At 65.4% G+C, this 20694-nt stretch carries 15 protein-coding genes and 1 tRNA gene; 1 reads left to right on the forward strand and 15 read right to left on the reverse strand.

The genetic code is table 11. From position 1 onward, the window contains the following. Positions 1 to 31: 31 nt before the first annotated feature. The 8 genes from pnp to L2Y94_RS13985 all read right to left on the reverse strand — a co-directional run bounded on the left by pnp (position 32) and on the right by L2Y94_RS13985 (position 10070). On the reverse strand, positions 32 to 2137 hold the full coding sequence (pnp, locus tag L2Y94_RS13950; RefSeq protein WP_247367560.1) for a polyribonucleotide nucleotidyltransferase: 2106 nt from the start codon (positions 2135 to 2137) through the stop codon (positions 32 to 34). A 30-nt stretch (positions 2138 to 2167) separates the two neighbouring features. Then, positions 2168 to 2437 carry a 30S ribosomal protein S15 gene (gene rpsO / locus L2Y94_RS13955; protein WP_090054134.1) on the reverse strand — a complete coding sequence of 90 codons (270 nt, stop codon included), beginning with the start codon at positions 2435 to 2437 and terminating at the stop codon, positions 2168 to 2170. Positions 2438 to 2581: 144 nt separating this feature from the next. Then, complete coding sequence (gene truB, locus L2Y94_RS13960) at positions 2582 to 3499, reverse strand: tRNA pseudouridine(55) synthase TruB (protein WP_247367562.1); 918 nt, start codon at positions 3497 to 3499, stop codon at positions 2582 to 2584. A 201-nt stretch (positions 3500 to 3700) separates the two neighbouring features. Then, on the reverse strand, positions 3701 to 4075 hold the full coding sequence (gene rbfA / locus L2Y94_RS13965) for a 30S ribosome-binding factor RbfA (RefSeq protein ID WP_247367572.1): 375 nt from the start codon (positions 4073 to 4075) through the stop codon (positions 3701 to 3703). 61 nt (positions 4076 to 4136) lie between these two features. Further along, complete coding sequence (infB, locus tag L2Y94_RS13970) at positions 4137 to 7034, reverse strand: translation initiation factor IF-2 (protein ID WP_247367576.1); 2898 nt, start codon at positions 7032 to 7034, stop codon at positions 4137 to 4139. A 136-nt stretch (positions 7035 to 7170) separates the two neighbouring features. Beyond that, positions 7171 to 8679: a transcription termination factor NusA gene (gene nusA, locus L2Y94_RS13975; protein WP_247367577.1), complete on the reverse strand. Its 1509-nt coding sequence runs from the start codon at positions 8677 to 8679 to the stop codon at positions 7171 to 7173. A 49-nt stretch (positions 8680 to 8728) separates the two neighbouring features. Further along, positions 8729 to 9277 carry a ribosome maturation factor RimP gene (locus tag L2Y94_RS13980; RefSeq protein WP_247367578.1) on the reverse strand — a complete coding sequence of 183 codons (549 nt, stop codon included), beginning with the start codon at positions 9275 to 9277 and terminating at the stop codon, positions 8729 to 8731. A 376-nt stretch (positions 9278 to 9653) separates the two neighbouring features. Beyond that, entirely contained in the window at positions 9654 to 10070 is a 417-nt protein-coding gene (locus L2Y94_RS13985; protein WP_247367580.1) for a GFA family protein, read from the reverse strand. A gap of 139 nt (positions 10071 to 10209) precedes the next feature. On the opposite strand from L2Y94_RS13985, the gene L2Y94_RS13990 reads away from it, so the two are divergent. Further along, entirely contained in the window at positions 10210 to 10710 is a 501-nt protein-coding gene (locus tag L2Y94_RS13990) for a hypothetical protein (RefSeq protein ID WP_247367587.1), read from the forward strand. 60 nt (positions 10711 to 10770) lie between these two features. Here the strand turns inward: L2Y94_RS13990 and L2Y94_RS13995 are convergent, their stop codons facing one another. From L2Y94_RS13995 to nuoL, 7 genes are all read right to left on the reverse strand, one after another. Next, the gene (locus tag L2Y94_RS13995) at positions 10771 to 13263 is read right to left on the reverse strand and encodes a protease pro-enzyme activation domain-containing protein (RefSeq protein WP_247367605.1); all 2493 of its coding nucleotides are present in this window, start codon (positions 13261 to 13263) and stop codon (positions 10771 to 10773) included. A 352-nt stretch (positions 13264 to 13615) separates the two neighbouring features. Next, positions 13616 to 14488: an alpha/beta fold hydrolase gene (locus L2Y94_RS14000; protein ID WP_247367607.1), complete on the reverse strand. Its 873-nt coding sequence runs from the start codon at positions 14486 to 14488 to the stop codon at positions 13616 to 13618. A gap of 130 nt (positions 14489 to 14618) precedes the next feature. Next, positions 14619 to 15077, reverse strand: coding sequence for a YccF domain-containing protein (locus L2Y94_RS14005; protein WP_247367610.1), 459 nt, complete (start codon positions 15075 to 15077; stop codon positions 14619 to 14621). Positions 15078 to 15438: 361 nt separating this feature from the next. Continuing rightward, a tRNA-Met gene (locus tag L2Y94_RS14010) sits at positions 15439 to 15515 on the reverse strand. 81 nt (positions 15516 to 15596) lie between these two features. Next, positions 15597 to 17060 carry an NADH-quinone oxidoreductase subunit NuoN gene (gene nuoN / locus L2Y94_RS14015; RefSeq protein WP_247367617.1) on the reverse strand — a complete coding sequence of 488 codons (1464 nt, stop codon included), beginning with the start codon at positions 17058 to 17060 and terminating at the stop codon, positions 15597 to 15599. Positions 17061 to 17072: 12 nt separating this feature from the next. Continuing rightward, on the reverse strand, positions 17073 to 18584 hold the full coding sequence (locus L2Y94_RS14020; protein WP_247367620.1) for an NADH-quinone oxidoreductase subunit M: 1512 nt from the start codon (positions 18582 to 18584) through the stop codon (positions 17073 to 17075). Between the two features lie 14 nt (positions 18585 to 18598). Then, the gene (gene nuoL, locus L2Y94_RS14025; RefSeq protein WP_247367622.1) at positions 18599 to 20692 is read right to left on the reverse strand and encodes an NADH-quinone oxidoreductase subunit L; all 2094 of its coding nucleotides are present in this window, start codon (positions 20690 to 20692) and stop codon (positions 18599 to 18601) included. Between the last annotated feature and the right edge of the window lie 2 nt (positions 20693 to 20694).

Below are 20694 nucleotides of genomic sequence, written 5' to 3' on the forward strand. Positions count from 1 at the left end.
CCGGGTTTTTGTGTCACCGCGACGCTGGGACTCAGCTTGCGGCGCCCTCTTCCTCGGTCACGGCCTTCATCGACAGGCGGATGCGGCCCTGCTTGTCGACTTCGAGTACCTTGACCTTGACGATGTCGCCTTCCTTCAGCTTGTCGGAGACCTTCTCGACGCGCTCGCTGGAAATCTGCGAGACGTGCACGAGACCGTCCTTGCCCGGCATGATGGTGACGAACGCGCCGAAGTCCATCAGCTTGGCGACCTTGCCCTCGTAGATGCGGCCCGGCTCCACGTCGGACACGATCTGCTCGATGCGCTTGCGGGCGGCTTCGGCCGCTTCGCGGTTGACCGAGGCGATCACGACGTTGCCGTCGTCCGTGATGTCGATGGTGGTGCCGGTCTCTTCGGTGATCGAGCGGATGGTGGCGCCGCCCTTGCCGATGACTTCGCGGATCTTGTCCGGGTGGATCTTGATCGTGAGCAGGCGCGGGGCGAACTCGCTCATTTCCGAACGGGCCGTGCTCATCACCTTGGCCATCTCGCCGAGGATGTGCGTACGGCCGCGCTTGGCCTGGGCCAGCGCCGTGCGCATGATCTCTTCGGTGATGCCCTCGATCTTGATGTCCATCTGCAGCGCGGACACGCCGTCGGCGGTACCGGCCACCTTGAAGTCCATGTCGCCGAGATGGTCTTCGTCACCCAGGATGTCGGAGAGCACGACGAAGTCGTCGCCTTCCTTCACCAGGCCCATGGCGATACCGGCCACCGGCGCCTTGAGCGGCACGCCGGCGTCCATCATCGCGAGCGACGAGCCGCAGACCGAGGCCATCGACGAGGAACCGTTCGACTCGGTGATTTCCGAGACGACGCGCACGACGTACGGGAATTCCTCGATGGTCGGCTTGACGGCCTGCACGCCGCGCTTGGCGAGACGGCCATGGCCGATCTCGCGACGCTTCGGGGCGCCGAAGCGACCGGTCTCGCCCACCGAGAACGGAGGGAAGTTGTAGTGGAACAGGAAGGTGTCCTTCGACTCGCCTTCCGGCGCGTCGATGATCTGCGCGTCGCGGGTGGTGCCCAGCGTGGCCACGACCAGCGCCTGCGTTTCGCCGCGGGTGAACAGCGCCGAACCGTGGGTGCGCGGCAGCACGCCGACGCGAACCGAGATCGGGCGGACGTCGTCGAGCTGGCGACCGTCGATGCGCACCTTGGTGGCGAGCACGCCGTCACGCAGGGTGCGGTACTCGACTTCACCGAACGCGGCGGCGATGTCGCCGTCGGTCCAGCCGTTGGCTTCGGCGTCGGCGGCGATGGCGGTCTTGACGTCGGTCTTCAGCGCGCTGATGACGTCGCGACGGGCCAGCTTGTCGCGGATCTGGAAGGCTTCGGTGAAGCGGTTGCCGACGGCGGCCTTGACCGCGTCGTACAGCGCCGTCTTCGGTGCCGGGGCTTCCCACTTGAAGGTCTTGGCACCGGCCTCGGCGACGAACGCGTTGATCGCGGAGATCGCAGCCTGCATGGCCTGGTGGCCATGGACCACGGCGCCGAGCATGACGTCTTCGCTGAGCAGCTTGGCTTCGGATTCGACCATGAGCACGGCGTTGGCCGTGCCGGCGACGACGAGGTCGAGGTCGGAGGTCTTCAGCTCGGTGGCCGTCGGGTTCAGGATGTACTGACCGTTGGCGTAACCGACGCGGGCGGCACCGATCGGGCCCTTGAAGGGCACGCCGGCGAGCGTCATCGCGGCCGAGGCGCCGAGCAGCGCCGGGATGTCACCGTCCACTTCCGGGTTCAGCGAGACAACCTGGGCGATGACCTGGATCTCGTTGCGGAACTCTTCCGGGAACAGCGGACGAAGCGGACGATCGATGAGGCGCGAAGTCAGCGTCTCCTTCTCGGTCGGACGGCCTTCGCGCTTGAAGAAGCCACCCGGGATGCGACCGGCGGAGTAGAACTTCTCCGTGTAGTCGACCGTGAGGGGGAAGAAGTCCTGGCCTTCGCGCGCCTTCGGCGCCGCGACGACCGTCACCAGGACGACGGTGCCGCCCATGCTGACCATGACCGCACCGGAAGCCTGCCGGGCGATTTCGCCCGTCTCCAGTGTGACTTCGTGACTACCGTACTGGAATGACTTGGTTACTTTCGCCACTTCGATCTCTCCTCGTCCTGTTCCGGTGGTTTAGCGGCGCAGGCCGAGGCGTTCGATCAGGCTCTGATAACGAGCGAGATCGCTCTTCTTGAGGTAGGCCAGCAGCGTCTTGCGCTTGTTGACCATCTTGAGCAGGCCACGACGCGAGTGGTGATCCTGCTTGTGCGCCTGGAAGTGATCCTGGAGCGCGGTGATGTTGGCGGACAGCAGCGCGACCTGGACTTCGGTCGAGCCGGTGTCGTTTTCCTTGCGACCGAAGTCCTTGATGATCTGGCTGGTCTGTTCGACGGTGAGCGACATGTGAATCGATTCCTTAAAAGCGGGTGCGAGACTTGCGCAACCTCACCGGAGCACCGCTGAAGTTGCGCAAGCCTCGCTTTATGATGAAAGCCGTTAAACGAGCACGTAATTGTAACGTCCCGGCAGTAGCGGCAACAAGCCCGGTCAGGCCGAGGGCAGGTTGAACCCCCGGAGAACCCTGAGCATTCCGTCCGGCGCCACCTCACCCAGGGCCATCAGCCGGCCATCGGCGCCCCACACCCCGCAGCGCCCCGTGGTGGCGCCCTCCCCCAGCGGCACCGGCTGGCCGAAACCCAGTACCCGGGTTTGCGGCTTATCGAGTTCCACCCGGGGAATATGTGCAAGGCCGGCGTCGACGGGCAGCAGGCAGGCGTCGAGCGGGTCCGGACCGGTGTCGGCGGCCTCGCGAAGCTGGTCGATCGTGACCATCGACGGGGCCATGAACGGCTCCACCCAAAGGCGGCGCAGGCCGGTCAGGTGGGCACCGCAGCCCAGGTGGGCGCCGAGATCGACGGCCAGGCTGCGCACGTAGGTGCCCGAACCGCATTCGACGAAGAGCCGTAACGTGTCCCCTGACCGCTCGATCACGTCCAGCCGGTAAACGTCGACCTCACGCGAGGGCACGTCCACCGCCTCGCCGCGCCGGGCACGCACGTAGAGCGGCACGCCGTCCTGCTTGATGGCCGAATACGCCGGGGGTATCTGGACGATGTGGCCACGCAACGTCGCGAGGGCGGCGTCGATCGCCGCGTCGTCGAGGGGCGGTACCGGACGGGTGTCGACCACCTCGCCTTCCAGGTCGGCCGTGGTGGTCGTGACCCCTAGCCGCACCTCGGCCTCGTAGGCCTTGCGCGAACCGAGCAGCCAGCCGGCGAGCTTGGTCGCCTCGCCGAAACACAGCGGCAGCAAGCCGGTGGCGAGCGGATCGAGGCTGCCGGTGTGACCGCCCTTGGCAGCGCCCACGAGCCGACGGGCCGCCTGCAGGGCCTGGTTGGAACTCAGGCCCAGCGGCTTGTCGAGCAGGAGGATGCCGTGGATGTCACGAAAGGATCGGCGGGTCATGGAGTCAGGAAATAACGTCTACTACCGGAGAGGTGGGAGTGGACCGTGTCCGCGAACCCTCGAACTCGCCTACGGGCGAATGAGGCTTTGCGATGATCGAGCGAGATTTCGACCGCTCGCACAACGTGACGCACGGCCTCGTTCGCGATAGCCAGCCCTGAGGGTTCGCGGACACGGTCCGCTCCCACCCCAGGCGGCGGCTCATTCCTCGCCGGCGGGCTCCGCCGGCGGTACGGGGTTTTCGCGCAGCAGCGTCTCGATGCGCTCGCCGCGGTCGACCGATTCGTCGTACTTGAAACGCAGCTCGGGCACGCGGCGAAGGCGCATGGAGCGCGAAAGCTCCCGGCGGAATTCCTTGGCCAGCTCCTTGAGGGCCTTCACGGCCTCGGCCGACTTCTCGGGCATCAGCGCGGTCACCCACACGGTGGCCACGTCCAGGTCCTTGGTCGTTTCCACGTCGGACACGCTGACGGATGGCAACGCATGGTCGCGCACGGCGGCATGCACCAGCAGGCCGATCTCGCGGCGAAGCTCGGCGGACACGCGGTCGGTGCGCTTGAAATCACGGGACGGCATATCCGCCTCCTATAAACGAGAAAAGCCTCCCCGGCGAACCGGGGAGGCGCTTTGCAAGGGCTTACAGCGTACGGGCGACTTCGATGCGCTCGAAGCACTCGATCTGGTCGCCGACCTTCACGTCGTTGTACTGCTTCACCGCGATACCGCACTCGGTGCCGTTGCGGACCTCGTCCACCAGCTCCTTGAAGCGGCGCAGCGATTCCAGTTCGCCCTGGAACACCACCACGTTGTCGCGAAGCACGCGGATCGGCTTGGAACGCTTGACGATGCCTTCGATGACCATGCAACCGGCCACCGCGCCGAACTTCGACGAACGGAACACGTCGCGCACCTGGGCGATACCGATGATCTCCTCGCGAACTTCCATGCCGAGCAGGCCGGACGCCGCCTGCTTCACCTGGTCGATCACGTCGTAGATGATCGAGAAGTAGCGGACGTCGAGGCCCGCCGTATCGATCACCTTGCGCGCCGACGCGTCGGCACGGACGTTGAAGCCGATGATGAGCGCCTTGGAGGCCGCCGCCAGCTGGGCTTCGGACTCGGTGATGCCACCGACGCCGGAGGAGATGACGTTCACCTTGACCAGGTCGTTGCCGATCTGGGTAAGCGAATCGCGCAACGCTTCGACCGAACCCTGCACGTCGGCCTTGACCAGGATATTGAGGGTCTGCTGGCCTTCGCCCTGGCCCATCTGGGCCATGATGTCTTCCAGGCGGTTCGACTTGGTGACCAGACGGTTCTCGCGACGCTTCTGCTGACGCTCGGCGGCCACCTGGCGGGCGAGGCGCTCGTCCTCGACGGCCACGAAGTCGTCACCCGACTCCGGCACGCCGGACAGACCCAGCACCTGCACCGGGATGGACGGGCCCGCTTCGGCGACCTGCTTGCCGGTTTCGTCGATGAGCGCGCGCATGCGGCCGTATTCGACGCCACAGACGACGAAGTCGCCCTTCTTCAGCGTGCCCTGCTGCACCAGTACGGTGGCCACCGGACCGCGACCGCGATCGAGGCTGGATTCGATGACCACGCCCGAGGCGCGGCCGTCGGCCACGGCCTTGAGCTCCATCACTTCGGCCTGGATCGAGATCGCGTCGAGCAGTTCGTCGATACCCATGCCAGTCTTCGCCGAGACCGGCACGAACTGCGTATCGCCGCCCCAGTCTTCCGGGATGACTTCGAGATTCGCGAGGCCCTGCTTGACGTGGTCGACGTTGGTGTCCGACTTGTCCATCTTGGTCAGCGCGACGATCAGCGGCACCTTGGCGGCACGCGCATGCTTCACCGCCTCGGCGGTCTGCGGCATGACGCCGTCGTCGGCGGCGACGACCAGTACCACGATGTCCGTGGACTGCGCGCCGCGCGCACGCATGGCGGTGAACGCCGCGTGGCCCGGGGTGTCGAGGAAGGTCACCACGCCGCGGCTCGTCTCGACGTGGTAAGCGCCGATGTGCTGCGTGATGCCGCCGGCTTCGCCCGAGGCGACCTTGGTGCGACGGATGTAGTCGAGCAGCGAGGTCTTGCCGTGGTCGACGTGGCCCATGATGGTGACCACCGGCGGACGGGTGACCTTCTCGCCGTCGAGCTCGACGCTCTGCGTGTGCGAGGCCAGCGCCGCTTCCGCGTCGTTGTCGGTGGCGCGAACCGGGTTATGGCCCAGCTCTTCGACCACCAACGCGGCGGTGTCGTGGTCGATGGTCTGGTTGATGGTCGCCATGACGCCCATCTTGAACAGCGCCTTCACCACCTCGGCACCCTTCACGGCCATCTTCTGCGCGAGTTCGGCCACGAGGTTGTTGTCGCCGATGACCACGTCGCGCACCACGGCCGCGGTGGGACGGGTGAACCCGTGAGGACCGCTGGACGCGACCTGGCCGCGGCTCGGCTCGATGCGACCGCCACGGCCCGGCTTGCCACGACCGCCCTTGCCGCTGGAACGGCGCGCGCGATCGGCATCGGAAAGATGCATCTCGCCGCCGGCGAAGCGCTTGCCACCCGGCTCGCGCTCGCCACCACGGCCACCGTTGCCACCACCGGCGCCGTGCTTCGGGCGCGCATTGCCGCGCGCGTCGTTGGCGGCGGCGACGGCACCCGGTGCCGGACGCGCCGCCGGCGAACCGGAAGCGGCCGGGCGTGCGGCAGGCGCCGCCGGGCGGACAGCCGCCGGCGCGGGAGCGGGTGCCGGCAGGGGCGCCGGCTTGGAGACCACGCGCTCGCGCTTACGCGGCTCGTGGATGCGCGGCAGGATCATGCCGAGCGAGCGCGTATCGAGCTTGGCGACCTGGTGGGTCGGAGCGTCGTCGGCGCCGGCCGGTGCGGCCGCTTCGCCGGCAGCGGGTGCCGACTCGGGCTGCACGGCCTCGGCGGCGACGCGCGCCTCCTCGGCGCGAGCCCGCTCGGCGGCGGCCTGCTGCTCGGCTTCGGCCTGGCGACGGGCCTCCGCGGCGGCTTCCTCCTGGCGGCGCGCTTCGGCCTCGGCAGCCAGGCGGGCTTCTTCGGCCTGCTGGCGGCGCTCGGCTTCCTCGCGACGCTGCGATTCGTCGTGCTCGCGCTGGGCCTGCGATTCGGCGAGCTTGCGCGCGGCGTCCTCGCGCTCGGCGTCGACCGGTGCGTCTTCGCCGATGGCGCTGCGCTTGACGTAGGTGCGCTTGGCGCGGACTTCGACGTTGACCGTCTTGGCCGGGCCGGCACCGCGACCGGTGCCCGAGTTCACCTTGAGCTCACCGACGGTGCGGCGCTTGAGGGTGATCTGACGCGGGGCGGAATCGTCGGTTTCGGCGGCGGCTTCGCTCTTGCCATGCGTGCGGCGCAGGAAACCGAGCAGTTTCACCTTTTCGGTGCTGCTGATGACCTGATCCGCGTTGTTGAAATTCATCCCGGCCTTGTCGAGCTGCCCAAGGAGCTTCTCGACCGGCATTTCCAGGACCTGGGCCAGTTGTTTGATCGTGACGTCCGACATCGTTCTCTAATCTCCGCCGTTCCCGCGCGTACCCACCTTACGTGCCGTTCGATGACCCGTTCGGCTCCTCCATCCGTGGCGGAAGGCCCACCGGCCTTCCTCGAGGCGCCCCTCCAGGGCGCTTCCGGTCTCGCGCTTAGCCACCCTTCTCCAGACGGGCGATCATCGGAGCACGCGCGGCCATGATCAGCTGCGAGGCGCGCTCTTCGGTCATGCCTTCGATATCGATGAGCTCGTCGACCGCGAGGTCGCCGAGGTCGTCGAGCGACTTCACGTTACGCTCGGCGAGGGCGAAGGCGGTGGCCTCGTCCATACCGTCGAGCTCGAGCAATTCCTGCGAGGGGCCTTCGACGTTTTCTTCGACGGCCAACGCTTCCGTGAGCAGGGCGTCGCGCGCACGGGCGCGAAGCTCTTCCACGATGTCTTCGTCGAAGCCCTCGACGGCGAGCAGTTCGGCACTGGGCACGTAGGCGATTTCCTCGATGGAGGAGAAGCCTTCCGAAACCAGGATGCCGGCGATTTCCTCGTCGACTTCGAGCTTTTCCTGGAACAGGTTGAGCGCGGCGGCCTGCTCGGCTTCGCTCTTGGCGGTGACCTGATCCTGCGTCATCACGTTGAGCTGCCAGCCGGTGAGCTTGCTGGCCAGGCGCACGTTCTGGCCGCCGCGGCCGATGGCCTGGGACAGCTTGTCCTCGGCCACCGCGATGTCCATGGAGTGCTTTTCTTCGTCCATGATGATCGACTGCACTTCGGCCGGCGCCATCGCGTTGATGACGTACTGGGCCTGGTTCTCATGCCACAGGATGATGTCGACGCGCTCGCCGTTGAGCTCGTTGGACACCGCCTGCACGCGCGAACCGCGCATGCCGATGCACGCGCCGATGGGATCGGTGCGGCTGTCGTGGGCCACCACGGCGATCTTGGCGCGATCGCCCGGATCGCGGGCGCAGCCCTTGATCTCGACGAGGCCCTGGCCCACCTCGGGCACCTCGAGCTTGAACAGCTCGATCATGAACTCCGGCGCGCTGCGCGAAACGAACAGCTGCGGCCCGCGGATTTCCGACTTCACCTCGTAGAGGTAGCCACGCACGCGATCGCCGACGCGGGCCGATTCGCGGGGAATCGTCTTGTCGCGCGGGATGAACGCCTCGGCATTGCTGCCCAGGTCGAGGTAAACGTTGCCGCGCTCCACGCGCTTGACGATGCCGGTGACCAGCTCGCCGACGCGGTCGGCGAAGGCGTCGACCACCTGCTGGCGCTCGGCTTCGCGAACGCGCTGCACGATCACCTGCTTCGCGGCCTGGGCGGCGATGCGCCCGAACTCGGCGTTTTCGATCTGGTGTTCGATCCAGCCGCCGACCTCGGCGACCTCGCCCTCGCCCGCCTCGTCTTCGGCGTCCATCAGGCGAATCTGCCAGGACGGATCTTCCATCTCGCCGTCGTTCTCGATGATCTCCCAGCGACGGAACGTCTCGTAGTCGCCGGTGTCGCGGTTGATCTCGACGCGGATGTCGGGATCCTCATCGGGGTAGCGCTTCTTGGCGGCCGAGGCCAGCGCCGCTTCCATGGCTTCGAAAATGACTTCGCGCGGCACGCCCTTTTCGTTGGCGACCGCGTCGACTACCAGCAAAAGTTCTTTGCTCATTGCCGCTACTCCCGTGAGGATGCCCCGCGGCATCCCATCGTTTCGTTATTTATTTGGATTTCTTCTTCGCGCCCGGCTTGGGCTTGGGCTGCGGCGCATAGCCGAGGGCCACCCAATCGGGCACCACGCGGGCGCTTTCGACGTCCGCGTGTTCGAATTCGAACCGACCTGCCTCGCCTTCCAGCACCACGCGCTCGCCGGCCACCTCGACCACGTTGCCCTTGAGGCGGCGACGACCCTCGATGGGGGCCTTCAGCAGCACCTTCACCTCCTGGCCGGCGACGCGCGCGAACTGCGCCGCCGTGAACAGGGGGCGGTCGATACCGGGCGAGGAGACTTCCAGTACATAGTTGCCGGGGATCGGATCTTCAACGTCGAGCCACGCTGAGAATTCGCGGCTGGCGGCTTCGCAATCCTCGATGGTCACCTCGGGCGGCGACTCGGCCGCCTCGCGGCGTTCGCGCTCGGCATCGGTGACGTCGAGATAGACGCGCAACGTGCTTTGCCCGTCCGACGGGGAGAATTCGATGCCCATGACCTCGAGGCCGAGATCGGCCACGATGTCCGAGAAGCGCTGTGAGAGTGCGTTGTTGTCCACGTTACCTGCGGTGTTTTCCGGTCGCCAGAAACAAAAAAAGGGCGCGAACGGCCCATTCCTTTCGTCGCCGATGTATCCCGACACTTTCCTCCAGCGCCCTCCGCGATGCCCTGACGGCGCTCACAGTGTGTCGCAGGGAGCCTCCATGCGCCCAACAAAAAAGCCTCACGAGGAGGCTTTCTTGTAAAAAGAAAGTTCCTGAAGCGCGGCGGTCACGAATGCCGAAACAATCGTCAACGGCGCTTAAGATTCACGAATTCTATCGTATTTTCCAGCCTTCGCGCAAGGTGCCCGTCCGCCGGAAAACCAGCCCGCCGCGACGCGTGAAGGCTTGGCCGGGAGTCTCACCATGGTCCGAGATGAAAGCAGCCACCCGTCATCCCTGCCGCATCACCACCGTACCGATCCAGCCCCTGGCGCGCCGTGCCAGTCTCGCGCCCTCATCTTCCCCGTCGAAGTCCACGGGGGCGGGAGCGGGTAACGTTCCGGGAAAGCCTTCGAACGTATTCACGTTGACGACGGCGTACAGGCGACCGTCGATGTCGCTGGTGCACACCGGGACGGCGCCGCACCGGGGGCATACGTGGAATCGCGCGGTTTCGGTGCCGAAGCGGTAGTGAGACACGCCCGCGCCGTCGACGACCTCGAGCGAGGCGGCGGGATGCGCCGTCCACGCGGCCCCGTGCTTGCGGCAGAAGGTGCAGCCGCAGGCACGCGGAACGACCGGCGCGTCGTCGGGCCAGTCGAGATCGAAAGCGATGCGGCCGCAATGGCATGCGCCATGGATTCGCATGAGGGGCATCTCCGAACAGGGCAGACGCGATGGTAGCGCGTCGCAGGGATGTCGAGATCCCCTACGACTCATGTCATGTGGATCGCGGCAGGTCCGATGTTTAGCATCGCAAGACAGGACGAACGCCAGGGAGAGGCGCATGAAACGTATCGGCTTCCGCGTCGAGGTGCCCGAGTGGCATTTCTACGAAGACCGCAGGCGGTGGATCTACGACCTCACCGACCCGGGCATCACCGAAGACGCGTGGGAGGAAGGCCGTGTCGTCGCCTTCATCGACGCGGAGGGCTACTTCGAGCGGCCGGACCAGTTCGATCCGCTTCCGGCCGGCAGCTGGCGACGGCTTCCCTTCCAGTACTTCGAACGGGCGTCGGATATCCCGATCGGCCATGTCGAGATCGAACGCCTCGTCGTGGCTTTCGGCACCGACGCCAGGCGATCAAAGGACGGACGGCGCGAAGGCCTGCTGCAACGCCTCGCACAAGCCATCGTCGGCGGGTGGCGACGCCTGTTCCGCCACGCCGCCCCTGTGCGCGACGTGCTGTTTCTTCGCCTCGTGGTGCTTACCCCATTCGAAAAGCGCCCGGCAAAGAAGCATGACTTCCGCATCGACGCCTATGAGCCGGGCGAACCGATGCCCTGATCGCCGGCAACGAAAAACGCCCCTCCTCGCGGAGGGGCGCCTCCGTAATCAGCTCGCCGTTTACGGTGTCCAGGTCGCCTTCAACGATACGCCCGAAAACGACTGGTAGGCGTTGATCATCACGTAATACGTACCCGCCTGCGGCGAAGAGAACGTGCAGGATTCCGAATTGCCCGTGAGGTACGGGCGGCAGCTGTAGCTCGACGTCGTCGGTGCCGAGCCGAACTTGACGTAGAGGTCGGCATCGCCCGTGCCGCCGGAGATGGCGATCTTCAGGTTGGTGGCACCGGCGGGAACCGTCACGGTATAGCCGGTCAGCTGATGGTTGGTGGTTGCGGAGAGACCCGTCACCGCCACGCCGTTCTGCAGGGAACCGCTGCCGCCACCGGACGAGCTCACCGTGACCGAAGCGGTCTTGGTGTTGGTGGCGCCGCCGTTATCGGTCACCGTCTCGCTCACCGAGTAGGTGCCGGCCGATGCATAGGTGTGGCTCGGATTGGTGGACGTCGACGTGGCGCCGTCGCCGAAGCTCCACGAACGCGAGACGATGCTGCCGTCGCTGTCCGACGAACTGTCGGTGAAGGTGGCGGTCAGGCCGCTGGTGCTGGCGCTGAAGTTCGCCACCGGCGGGGTGTTGCCGCCCGTGCCGCCGCCGCTCACCCAGTTGGCCTGGGCGAAGGTGTTCAGCGCGCCGATGCTGAAGCTGCCGAAGCCGGTGGCCTCGTCGAAACCGGTGGTCGCGGTGTAGCCATGGTTCTGGTAACCGTTATTGCCCGAGGTGACGTCGTGCAGCAACGAAGCGTGCGTCGGGAAGTCCTGGTAGAACTTCGACGCCGGAAAACCGATGCCGTTGCTCGCCGCCGATTCGATGCGCGCGAACGCACCGACGAACAGCGGCGACGCCAGCGACGTACCGCCCACCTGCTGGTCCGACTGGCCGTTGATGACGATGAGCGAGCCGGACGACAACGCCGCGTCGAACGACACGTCCGGGCCCACGCGCTTGGTCGAACTGGATACCGACGATTGCCACGACGGTGCCGTCTCGTAAAGGCTCGTGCCGCCGCCGGTCGCCCACAGTCGCTGGTTGTTGTCGCCGCCGCCGACGGTGGAAAGGCCTTCGTTCCACACGGTCTCGCCCGTCCAGCTCGTGCCGCTGGTGGACAAGGTGGTGCCGCCCACCTGGATCACGTACGGCGAGCTGGCCGGCTCGCTGACCGAGTAGTGGGTAAGGTCGATCTTCACCGTGCCGGCCGAGTTGGCGACGTAGCCCGGCGAGCCGAACGAATCGGTCGACCACTGGTAGACGCCCGCGTCACCCGACGAGACCGAGAAGATCTGACCCTGCGCCACGGCCTGCTGGAAGATGTTGTCGTCGGCCTGCTGGACGCCCGACTGTTCGGCGGCCGTTTCGTCTTCGCCGAGGGAGACGTTGATCAGCTTGACGATGTCGTCGGTGACGGCCTTGTTGTACGTGGCGGTGATGCCTGCGTCGGTGATGCCCGTGGAGCTCGAATTGCCGTTGGGCGAGGTGTAGAAAATCAGCTGTTTCACGCCGCCGGCGATGCCCACGATGTCCTGGCTGTCCAGCGACCATTCGCCGTTGGAATCCGGATCGTTGGCGAACGTACCGCTGCCCACCTTGGTGATCGTGGCGTTGACCGTGCCCAGGCCGGCGCTGCTGGTGAACGTATTGAGGTCGTTGACGGTCTGCGTGAGCGAACCCCAGGTGATGATGCCCACGGCCGTATTGGAGGCCGTCGGCACGCCGGAGGCGCCGTAGATCGCGGCGAAGTCCTGCGGATGGTGTCCCGTCACCGCGGCGGCGGCTTGCGGGCTGGCGGCGTTAGGGATCGTCATCACGTCGGGCTTGTAGACGTGGTGCATGGTGTGCTTCACCGATACGTTCTGCAGGCCGAGCACGGAGCCCACCGCATCGCCCAACGAGGCGGGCACGAGCGCGGGCGTGTCGTTGGCAAAGAACTCGCGACCGTTCGCTTCGAAGCGCTTGATCGAGGTATGGAAGCCGGTGGCGGCGGCGGCGGCGTTGCCGGTGGCGGAGATCAGGAGATGGTTCGGCGCGACCTCGATGTTGTCGAAGCCCGACTGCTTCAGGTGGGCGACCACCGCATCCACCTGGGCCTGCGTGGGCGCGAAACGCGCCTTGAATTGTTCCGGCGTGAGGAACTTACCGTAGAGCGGGTTGCCCGGCGTCGTCACCGCGGCAAGGAATTTCTGCAGCGCGTCTTCGTTGCGCAGTTTCAGGCCCACCGTGACCTGCAACGGATGGTCGGCCGCCATGGCCGTCACCGCGGCACCGTCGACGTGCGGGGTGCCGGTCATGTTCAGCGCATACCCGGACGACACCGGAGCGGACGCGGTGGCACCGGCGACCATGGCCTGAGGCGCGGCCTCCGGCATCATCGCCGCCTGCGTATGCGTGGATACCCATGCCTCGTCGGCATGTGCGGAAAGCGAGGACATCGCCAGCGCGATGGCGATCGTCAATGCGGACTTGCGGGTAATCCCAAAAGCGAGTGCATCGATCTTCATGTGTGGTCCTTCGTTAGCCCGTAGTTTGCTTCCCCCGAAGCGGAAGCGCTGTCACTTCCGGCGATCGGGCAGGACCCCTCGCGTTGCGCAAGTCGCAGAAACCCACGAATCCCCCGCCGTCACGCCCTTTCTCCCCTGCTCCGCGTCAAGCGATGCGCAGGGAGCCTTTCGCGCGGCTTTCAAAAACGGGGAAACGCAGCCGCACCGACGGACTTGCGTGATGGAATGCGCAAATACGGATGACAATCGCGTGTATCGAAGGAGACCACCGGCGATGCGAGGGCATGCGTCGGCGATGACGCAACCTCATCTTCTTGCGTTCTTGCCGGAATATATTTCGATCCGTTGCCGGTCAGGCCGCGGCGCGAACGCCCTGTTGAACGAAAGCGACCACCGCGTCGGCAAATGCGTCCGGGCGCTCGAGGTGAACGAAGTGCCCGGCATCATCGAACGCGGCGCATCGGGCGTCGGGAATCAGGTCCACGAGCGTGTCCGCCCATCGTGGTCCGCAAATGAAATCGTGCGCACCGACCATGACCAGGGTGGGCACGCGAAGGCCAGGCAGGTCCAGGCGTACATCGAAGGGCACGTCGTCTCCCTTCACCAGGCCGACATGCAGGGAAGCACGAAGGGCCTCGATGTCCACGCCGTGGAAATCGGCGAAATACACCGGCAGCAGGTCACGCAGGGACGCGGTATATGCATCGTCGCTATCCCGTGGGGAATGCCAGCCGCGAAGCACGGATGCCGCTTCCGGCGTACCGGCCCAATGATTGACGAAACGATCGACCCCACGTGCCGCATCGGCCATGAAGTCATCCCCGGTGAATGCCGGCGTGGCGTAGAGCAAAAGCCCACGGACCCGCTCGGGATGGTCGATCGCGAAACGCTGGGCGACGAACCCGCCATGCGAGTGCCCCATCACCAGCACCCGACCCAGGGAAAGCGCGTCCGCAAGGCCACGCAACTGCTCCGCGTAACGGTCGACCGTATAGCCGTGCGGATGATCCGGCAAACGGCCCGACGCGCCCGTACCGATCGGTTCGAAGTAGACGAGAGTGAGGTGCTCCTCCAGCCGGGGCATGCGCATGTCATCCCAGTTCACGCCCGGACCGCCGGAATGCACCAGGCATACCGGACCCTGGCCGAAGACGTGGTAGCGCTGTTCGATACCGTGGACGAGTACGCCGTGGCTGCCGGGAGCGAGCGGATGGACGTGGATCATGCGGACTCTCCATGAACCGGGCGTACCCCGGCATGCGCCCGCTCCATGCTACCCACGCGGGCAACCGCTGCCTTGAGCCTTTCCTCCATGCTGCCCAGGCAGCGGATTTACGTCCAAGAAGCCCGAGGCTTCACGCGCCGCGCATCCGGAACACCGAGGCTTCGGCATTGATCCGGCGCGACGCCGCGGCCACGTCGGTGCTCACCACGGTCTTGCCGATGGGCGCGAGTGCAATGCCGGCCAGCTTCAGGTGCTGCCAGCCGAAAGGAATACCGATGATCGTCACGCAGCACGCCACGGCCGAGCAGACGTGCCCGATGGCGAGCCAGATACCCGCGAAGACGAACCAGATGACGTTGCCGATGGTGCCCAGCGGGCTCGTGCCGATATCGCCCTGCCCCGACAATTCACGTCGATCGATGGCCTCCTTGCCGAACGGGAAGAACGCGAACGACCCGATCACGAAGCAGGAGCGCGCCCAGGGAATGCCGACGATGGTGACCAGGGCGATCAGGCCGGCCAACCACCAGCCCAGGCCCATCAACAGGCCGCCGAAAATGAACCAGATGAGGTTGCCTATCGTCTTCATGTGCCGCTCCTTGTGGACTGATGTCCACGTTAGGCCGGTCTCGGCGCGGGTCCCAGTGCCGTTAGTTGGCCGGGTGGCCATGCTCGCTTCGGCAAGATCCGTTGTTATATCCCACGGTACCGCTCAAGCCCGATCTCACACCTTCGCATGGTTCGTTCGACAGCTGCTCGTCCGGCGGGCCCCGCGCCGATGCCGACATGCGGGATAGCGCGCATCCCGACCACTCGATGTAACGCCAAGCCTACGACTGCGCAGAGCAAGGCCGATGGCCTGTGCGTGCGGGCGATCCCCTACCCACAGCTTCTTTCAGCGAGACGTAAAGAAAACGGCGCGATCCGAAGATCGCGCCGTTCAAAAATACTGGTAGCGGGGGCAGGATTCGAACCTGCGACCTTCGGGTTATGAGCCCGACGAGCTGCCAGACTGCTCCACCCCGCATCAGAGTCAAAAAGTATAGCGACGTGGCCGGATTCTTGCAAGCCCTTTCTTACACCTTCGTGAAAGAAAGGGCCTAAGGAATCAGCCAGCGAACGCCCTCTGGCACCAGGCCAACAGCGGCGACCACGTGAAGCCGAGCACGAGCAGGGCCAGTGCATTGATCGAAAGCATCCAGCGCGAGGCGACATCGGACGTGGCGCGCACTTCCGTGCCTTCGGTCGGCGCGTCGAAGTACATCACCTTCACCACGCGCAGGTAGTAGTACAGACCGATGATCGCGGCGACCGCGCCGACGAGGGCGAGCCACAGCATGCCCGCGTCGATGGCCGCCTTCAGTACCAACAGCTTGCCGTAGAAACCGAACAGCGGCGGCACGCCGGCCAGCGAGAACATCACCAGCAGCATCATGAAGGCGAACCAGGGCGAACGCTGGTTGAGGCCCTTGAGATCGTCGATCTCCTCGCATTCGAAACCGGCGCGAGACATCACGATGATCATGCCGAACGCCGCGGCGCTGGTGATCGCATAACTCACCGCGTAGAACATCGAAGCCGAGTAGCCCTCGGGACCGGCGTTGACCAGGCCCACCAGCAGGTAGCCCATGTGCGAGATGGTCGAATAGGCCAGCAGGCGCTTGAGGTTGGTCTGCACGATGGCGACGAAGTTACCGATGGCCAGCGAGAGCACGGCCAGCACCGCCAGCATCAGCTGCCACTGCGGAGCGAGGCCCGCGGTGCCGCCGGCGATGTCGCCCATGCCGGTCGACAGCAGCCGATAGGCCATGCCGAACGCCGCGAGCTTCTGCGCCGAACCGATGAAGATCGTGACGGCCGTGGGGGCGCCCTGGTAGACGTCGGGAATCCACATGTGGAACGGCGCGGCGCCGAGCTTGAAGCCGATGCCGACGATCATGAAGACCAAGCCGAACAGCAGCAGCGTCTTCCACTCGGTGCCGACGATGGCGGCATGGATGGTGTGCAGGTCGAGGCTATGCGTGGCGCCGTAGACCATCGACATGCCGTACAGCAGCATGCCCGACGACAGCGCACCCAGCACGAAGTACTTGATGGCCGCTTCCGACGAGAGCTGCGAATCGCGGTTCAGGGCGACCAGCGCGTACGACGAGAGCGTGAGCAGCTCGAGGCCGAGGTACACCGTGACCAGGCTGCCGGCGGCCACGAGGAACATGATGCCCACGACGGCGAAGATGGACAGCGTGTAGAACTCGCCGAACGGAATCGCCCTATCCTTCAGGTAAGGGCGCGCATAGACGAAGATCACCGCCATCAGCACCAGCGAGAACAGCTTCAACACCGTCGACACGCCGTCGCGGATGAACATGCCGCTGAAGGCGGCGGTGCTGCTGCCGGCCTGCTGGCCGCTCACGACCAGGTAGGCGCCGACCAGTACCACCAGGATCGACAGCCAATGCACGGCGCCCTTCTGCGACGGCTTCAGGTAAGCGTCGAGCAGGAGCAGCACGCAGGCCGCGATGGTGAGGTAGACCTCGGGGAGCAGGATGAGAATGTCGTTGATACCAGGCATGTTATTTCCCGCTCAGACTTTGGTGATGGCCAGCTGTTCGACGATGCGGGACACCGACGCGTCCATCAGGTGAACCAGCGGTTCGGGCCAGATGCCGAAGATCAGCACGCCGGCGGCGAACGCGGAGAGCATGAAGATCTCGCGGCCGTTCACGTCGGTGAGTTCCTTCACGTGCGGGTTGGTGATGTCGCCCCAGAGCACGCGCTTGACCATCCACAAGGTGTAGGCGGCGCCGATGATCAGGGTGAACGCGGCGAACAGCGCGATCCACGGGTTGGCCGAGAAGGAGGCCAGGATCACCATGAATTCGCCCACGAAGCCACTGGTACCCGGCAGGCCGCTGTTGGCCATGGCGAAGAGCACGTAGAACGGCGCGAACACCGGCATCACGTTGATGACACCGCCGTAATCCTTGATCTGGCGCGAATGCAGGCGGTCGTACAGCACGCCGATGCAGCTGAACATGGCGCCGGAGATGAAGCCGTGCGAGATCATCTGCACCATCGCGCCCTGCATGCCCAGGCGGGCCGCGTCGGGGTTCTGCGAATCGCGCACCAGCAGGAAGGCGATGAAGATGCCCAGGGTCACGAAACCCATGTGGGCGATCGACGAATACGCCACCAGCTTCTTCATGTCCTGCTGGACCAAGGCCACGTAGCCGATGTAGCACACGGCGATGAGCGACAGCACGATGATCAGCCAGGCGAACTCATGCGAGGCGTCGGGCGTGATCGGCAGGCTGAAGCGCAGGAAACCGTAGCCGCCGATCTTCAGCATCACCGCCGCCAGCACCACCGAGCCGCCGGTGGGGGCTTCGACGTGCGCATCGGGCAGCCAGGTGTGCACCGGCACCATCGGCACCTTGATCGCGAAGCCGAGCAGGAAGGCGAAGAACAGCCAGCTCTGCTCCGTCAGCGTCAGGTGCACGTTGGCCATGTCCGACAGCGCGAAGCTGCCGCCCGTCTTGTGCCACAGGTACAGCAGGCCGATCAGCATGAAGATCGAGCCGAAGAACGTGTAGATGAAGAACTTCAGCGTGGCGTAGACGCGGCGCGGACCGCCCCAGATACCGATGATGACGAACATCGGGATCAGCATCGCTTCGAAGAACACGTAGAACAGCATCGCGTCCGTCGCGCAGAACACGCCGACCATGAGGCCTTCGAGGACCAGCATGGCGGCCATGTACTGGTGCGGCTTGTTCTGCACCACTTCCCAAGCGCCCACGATCACCAGGATCTGGGTGAACGAGGTCAGGATGATCAGCGCGACCGAGATGCCGTCGACGGCAAGCGAGTAGTTGATGCCCAGGGACGGGATCCAGCTCATCGATTCGGTGAGCTGGAGCGTGCCGGTGGCGGCATCGTAGGCAGGCAGGAGGGCCAGGCTGGCGGCGAAGGTCGCCACCGATACCAGGAGGGCGATCCAGCGGGCGGCGCCTGGGCGACCGGAACCGGCCAACAGCACCGGGATGGCGCCGAGGACCGGAAGCCAGATCAGCAGGCTGAGCAAGTGATTCGACATAGAGCTCGTTTCCCTTATTGCCCGATCAGCCAGTACCCGCCCAGGAGCAGGATCAAGCCGAGGATCATGGCGAACGCATAGTGGTAGAGGAATCCGGACTGCAGGTGGCGCATGCCGCCCGCGATACGGCGGACCAGGCCGGCCGAGCCGTTGACGACGGCGCCGTCGATGATGGCGGCGTCACCCACCTTCGACAGGCCTTCGCCCAGCTTGACGCCACCCTTCGCGAACACCGCGAAGTAGAGTTCGTCGATCCAGTACTTGTGGTTGAGCAGTTCGTACACCGGCTTGAGCGCCGTCTTCGCCTTGTCGGCGACCGACGGATTGAACAGGTACACGTAGGTGGCTACGGCGAAACCGGCGAAGGCGATCCAGAACGGGGCGGCCGTGAAGCCGTGAAGGCCCGCCGCCACCACGCCGTGGAACTCGTGCGCGAGCTCGCCCAGCACGTTGTTCTCTTCGTTGACGTGGATGGCCTTGCCGAACCAGCCGTCGAACAGCATCGGCTTGACGGTGAACCAGCCGATCACGATGGACGGGATCGCGAGCAGCACCAGGGGCACCGTCACCACCCACGGCGACTCGTGGGGGGCGTGTTCGAGTACGCCCGGGGTGTGGTGCGGATCTTCCTTATGCGTGTCCGCATGATCTTCCTGGTGCGCTTCGGCATGCGCATCGTGGCCATGCGGCTGGTCGTGCTTGCCGTGCGCATCATGGGCGTGCCCATGGGCGACGGTGAAGCGCTCCTTGCCGTGGAAGGTCATGTAGAGCAGGCGGAAGCTGTAGAACGAAGTCACGAACACGCCGGCCAGCACGCAGAAGTACGCGTAGCTCGCGCCCCAGCGATGCGACTCGCCCACGGCCTCGATGATGGCGTCCTTCGAGTAGAAGCCCGAGAAGAACGGCGTACCGGCCAGGGCCAGCGAGCCGATCCACATCGTGATCCAGGTGACCGGCATGTACTTGCGCAGGCCGCCCATGTAGCGCATGTCCTGCTCGTGATGCATGCCCATGATGACCGAGCCGGCGCCGAGGAACAGCAGCGCCTTGAAGAAGGCGTGGGTCATCAGGTGGAACACGGCGCCGCTGTAGGCCGACACGCCCAGCGCGACGGTCATGTAGCCCAGCTGCGAGAGCGTGGAGTACGCGATGACGCGCTTGATGTCGTTCTGCACGATGCCGATCAGGCCCGTGAACAGCGCCGTGGTGGAGCCGATCACGAGGATGAACGACAGCGCGGCGTCGGTCAGCTCGAAGATGGGCGACATGCGGGCGACCATGAAGATCCCCGCGGTCACCATGGTGGCCGCGTGGATCAGCGCCGAGATCGGCGTGGGGCCTTCCATCGAGTCGGGCAGCCACACGTGCAGCGGCACCTGGGCCGACTTGCCCATGGCACCGATGAACAGCAGGATGCCGATCACGGTGGCGGCGTCCCAGGCATGGTTCTGGGTGATCTGCAACGTCTTGCCCACCAGCTCGGGCGCATGGTCGAACGCGGTCTGGTAGTCGAGCGTCCCCAGGAAGTAGAGGATCGCCGAGATGCCCAGCAGGAAACCGAAGTCGCCCACGCGGTTGACCAGGAAGGCCTTGAGGTTCGCGAAGATCGCCGTCGGGCGCTTGTACCAGAAGCCGATCAGCAGGTACGACACCAGGCCCACCGCTTCCCAGCCGAAGAACAGCTGCATGAAGTTGTTGCTCATCACGAGCATCAACATCGAGAAGGTGAACAGGGAAATGTAGCTGAAGAAGCGCTGGTAGCCCGGGTCTTCCGCCATGTAGCCGATGGTGTACAGGTGCACCAGCAGCGACACGAAGGTAACCACCACCATCATCATGGCGGTGAGACGGTCGACCATGAAGCCCACCGAGGCGTGGAAGCGGCCGATCTCGAACCAGGTGTAGACGTTCTGGTTGAAGTTGTCGGCGCCGCCCCAGACCAGCTGGTAGAGCACGTAGAACGACAGGCCGCAGGCGATCGCCACGCCCAGGAGGGTGGCGGTATGCGCCCCTGCCCGGCCGATCAGCTTGCCGAAGAGGCCGGCCAGGATCGAACCCGCGAGCGGCGCGAGTGCGATCGTCAGCAGGATTGAAAGCGAGAGACTCATCG

The sequence above is a fragment of the Luteibacter aegosomatis genome (genome assembly GCF_023078455.1).
GTDB classification, from domain to species: Bacteria; Pseudomonadota; Gammaproteobacteria; order Xanthomonadales; family Rhodanobacteraceae; genus Luteibacter; species Luteibacter aegosomatis.

What these genes read in the sequence shown, in the direction of transcription:
- nuoN (WP_247367617.1), bottom strand. Translation starts at nt 17,060, where the DNA reads ATGCCTGGTATCAACGACATTCTCATCCTGCTCCCCGAGGTCTACCTC.
- L2Y94_RS14000 (WP_247367607.1), bottom strand. Translation starts at nt 14,488, where the DNA reads ATGATCCACGTCCATCCGCTCGCTCCCGGCAGCCACGGCGTACTCGTC.
- rbfA (WP_247367572.1), bottom strand. Translation starts at nt 4,075, where the DNA reads ATGCCGTCCCGTGATTTCAAGCGCACCGACCGCGTGTCCGCCGAGCTT.
- L2Y94_RS13990 (WP_247367587.1), top strand. Translation starts at nt 10,210, where the DNA reads ATGAAACGTATCGGCTTCCGCGTCGAGGTGCCCGAGTGGCATTTCTAC.
- rpsO (WP_090054134.1), bottom strand. Translation starts at nt 2,437, where the DNA reads ATGTCGCTCACCGTCGAACAGACCAGCCAGATCATCAAGGACTTCGGT.
- L2Y94_RS14020 (WP_247367620.1), bottom strand. Translation starts at nt 18,584, where the DNA reads ATGTCGAATCACTTGCTCAGCCTGCTGATCTGGCTTCCGGTCCTCGGC.
- nuoL (WP_247367622.1), bottom strand. Translation starts at nt 20,692, where the DNA reads ATGAGTCTCTCGCTTTCAATCCTGCTGACGATCGCACTCGCGCCGCTC.
- L2Y94_RS13995 (WP_247367605.1), bottom strand. Translation starts at nt 13,263, where the DNA reads ATGAAGATCGATGCACTCGCTTTTGGGATTACCCGCAAGTCCGCATTG.
- truB (WP_247367562.1), bottom strand. Translation starts at nt 3,499, where the DNA reads ATGACCCGCCGATCCTTTCGTGACATCCACGGCATCCTCCTGCTCGAC.
- L2Y94_RS13985 (WP_247367580.1), bottom strand. Translation starts at nt 10,070, where the DNA reads ATGCGAATCCATGGCGCATGCCATTGCGGCCGCATCGCTTTCGATCTC.
- L2Y94_RS14005 (WP_247367610.1), bottom strand. Translation starts at nt 15,077, where the DNA reads ATGAAGACGATAGGCAACCTCATCTGGTTCATTTTCGGCGGCCTGTTG.
- infB (WP_247367576.1), bottom strand. Translation starts at nt 7,034, where the DNA reads ATGTCGGACGTCACGATCAAACAACTGGCCCAGGTCCTGGAAATGCCG.
- nusA (WP_247367577.1), bottom strand. Translation starts at nt 8,679, where the DNA reads ATGAGCAAAGAACTTTTGCTGGTAGTCGACGCGGTCGCCAACGAAAAG.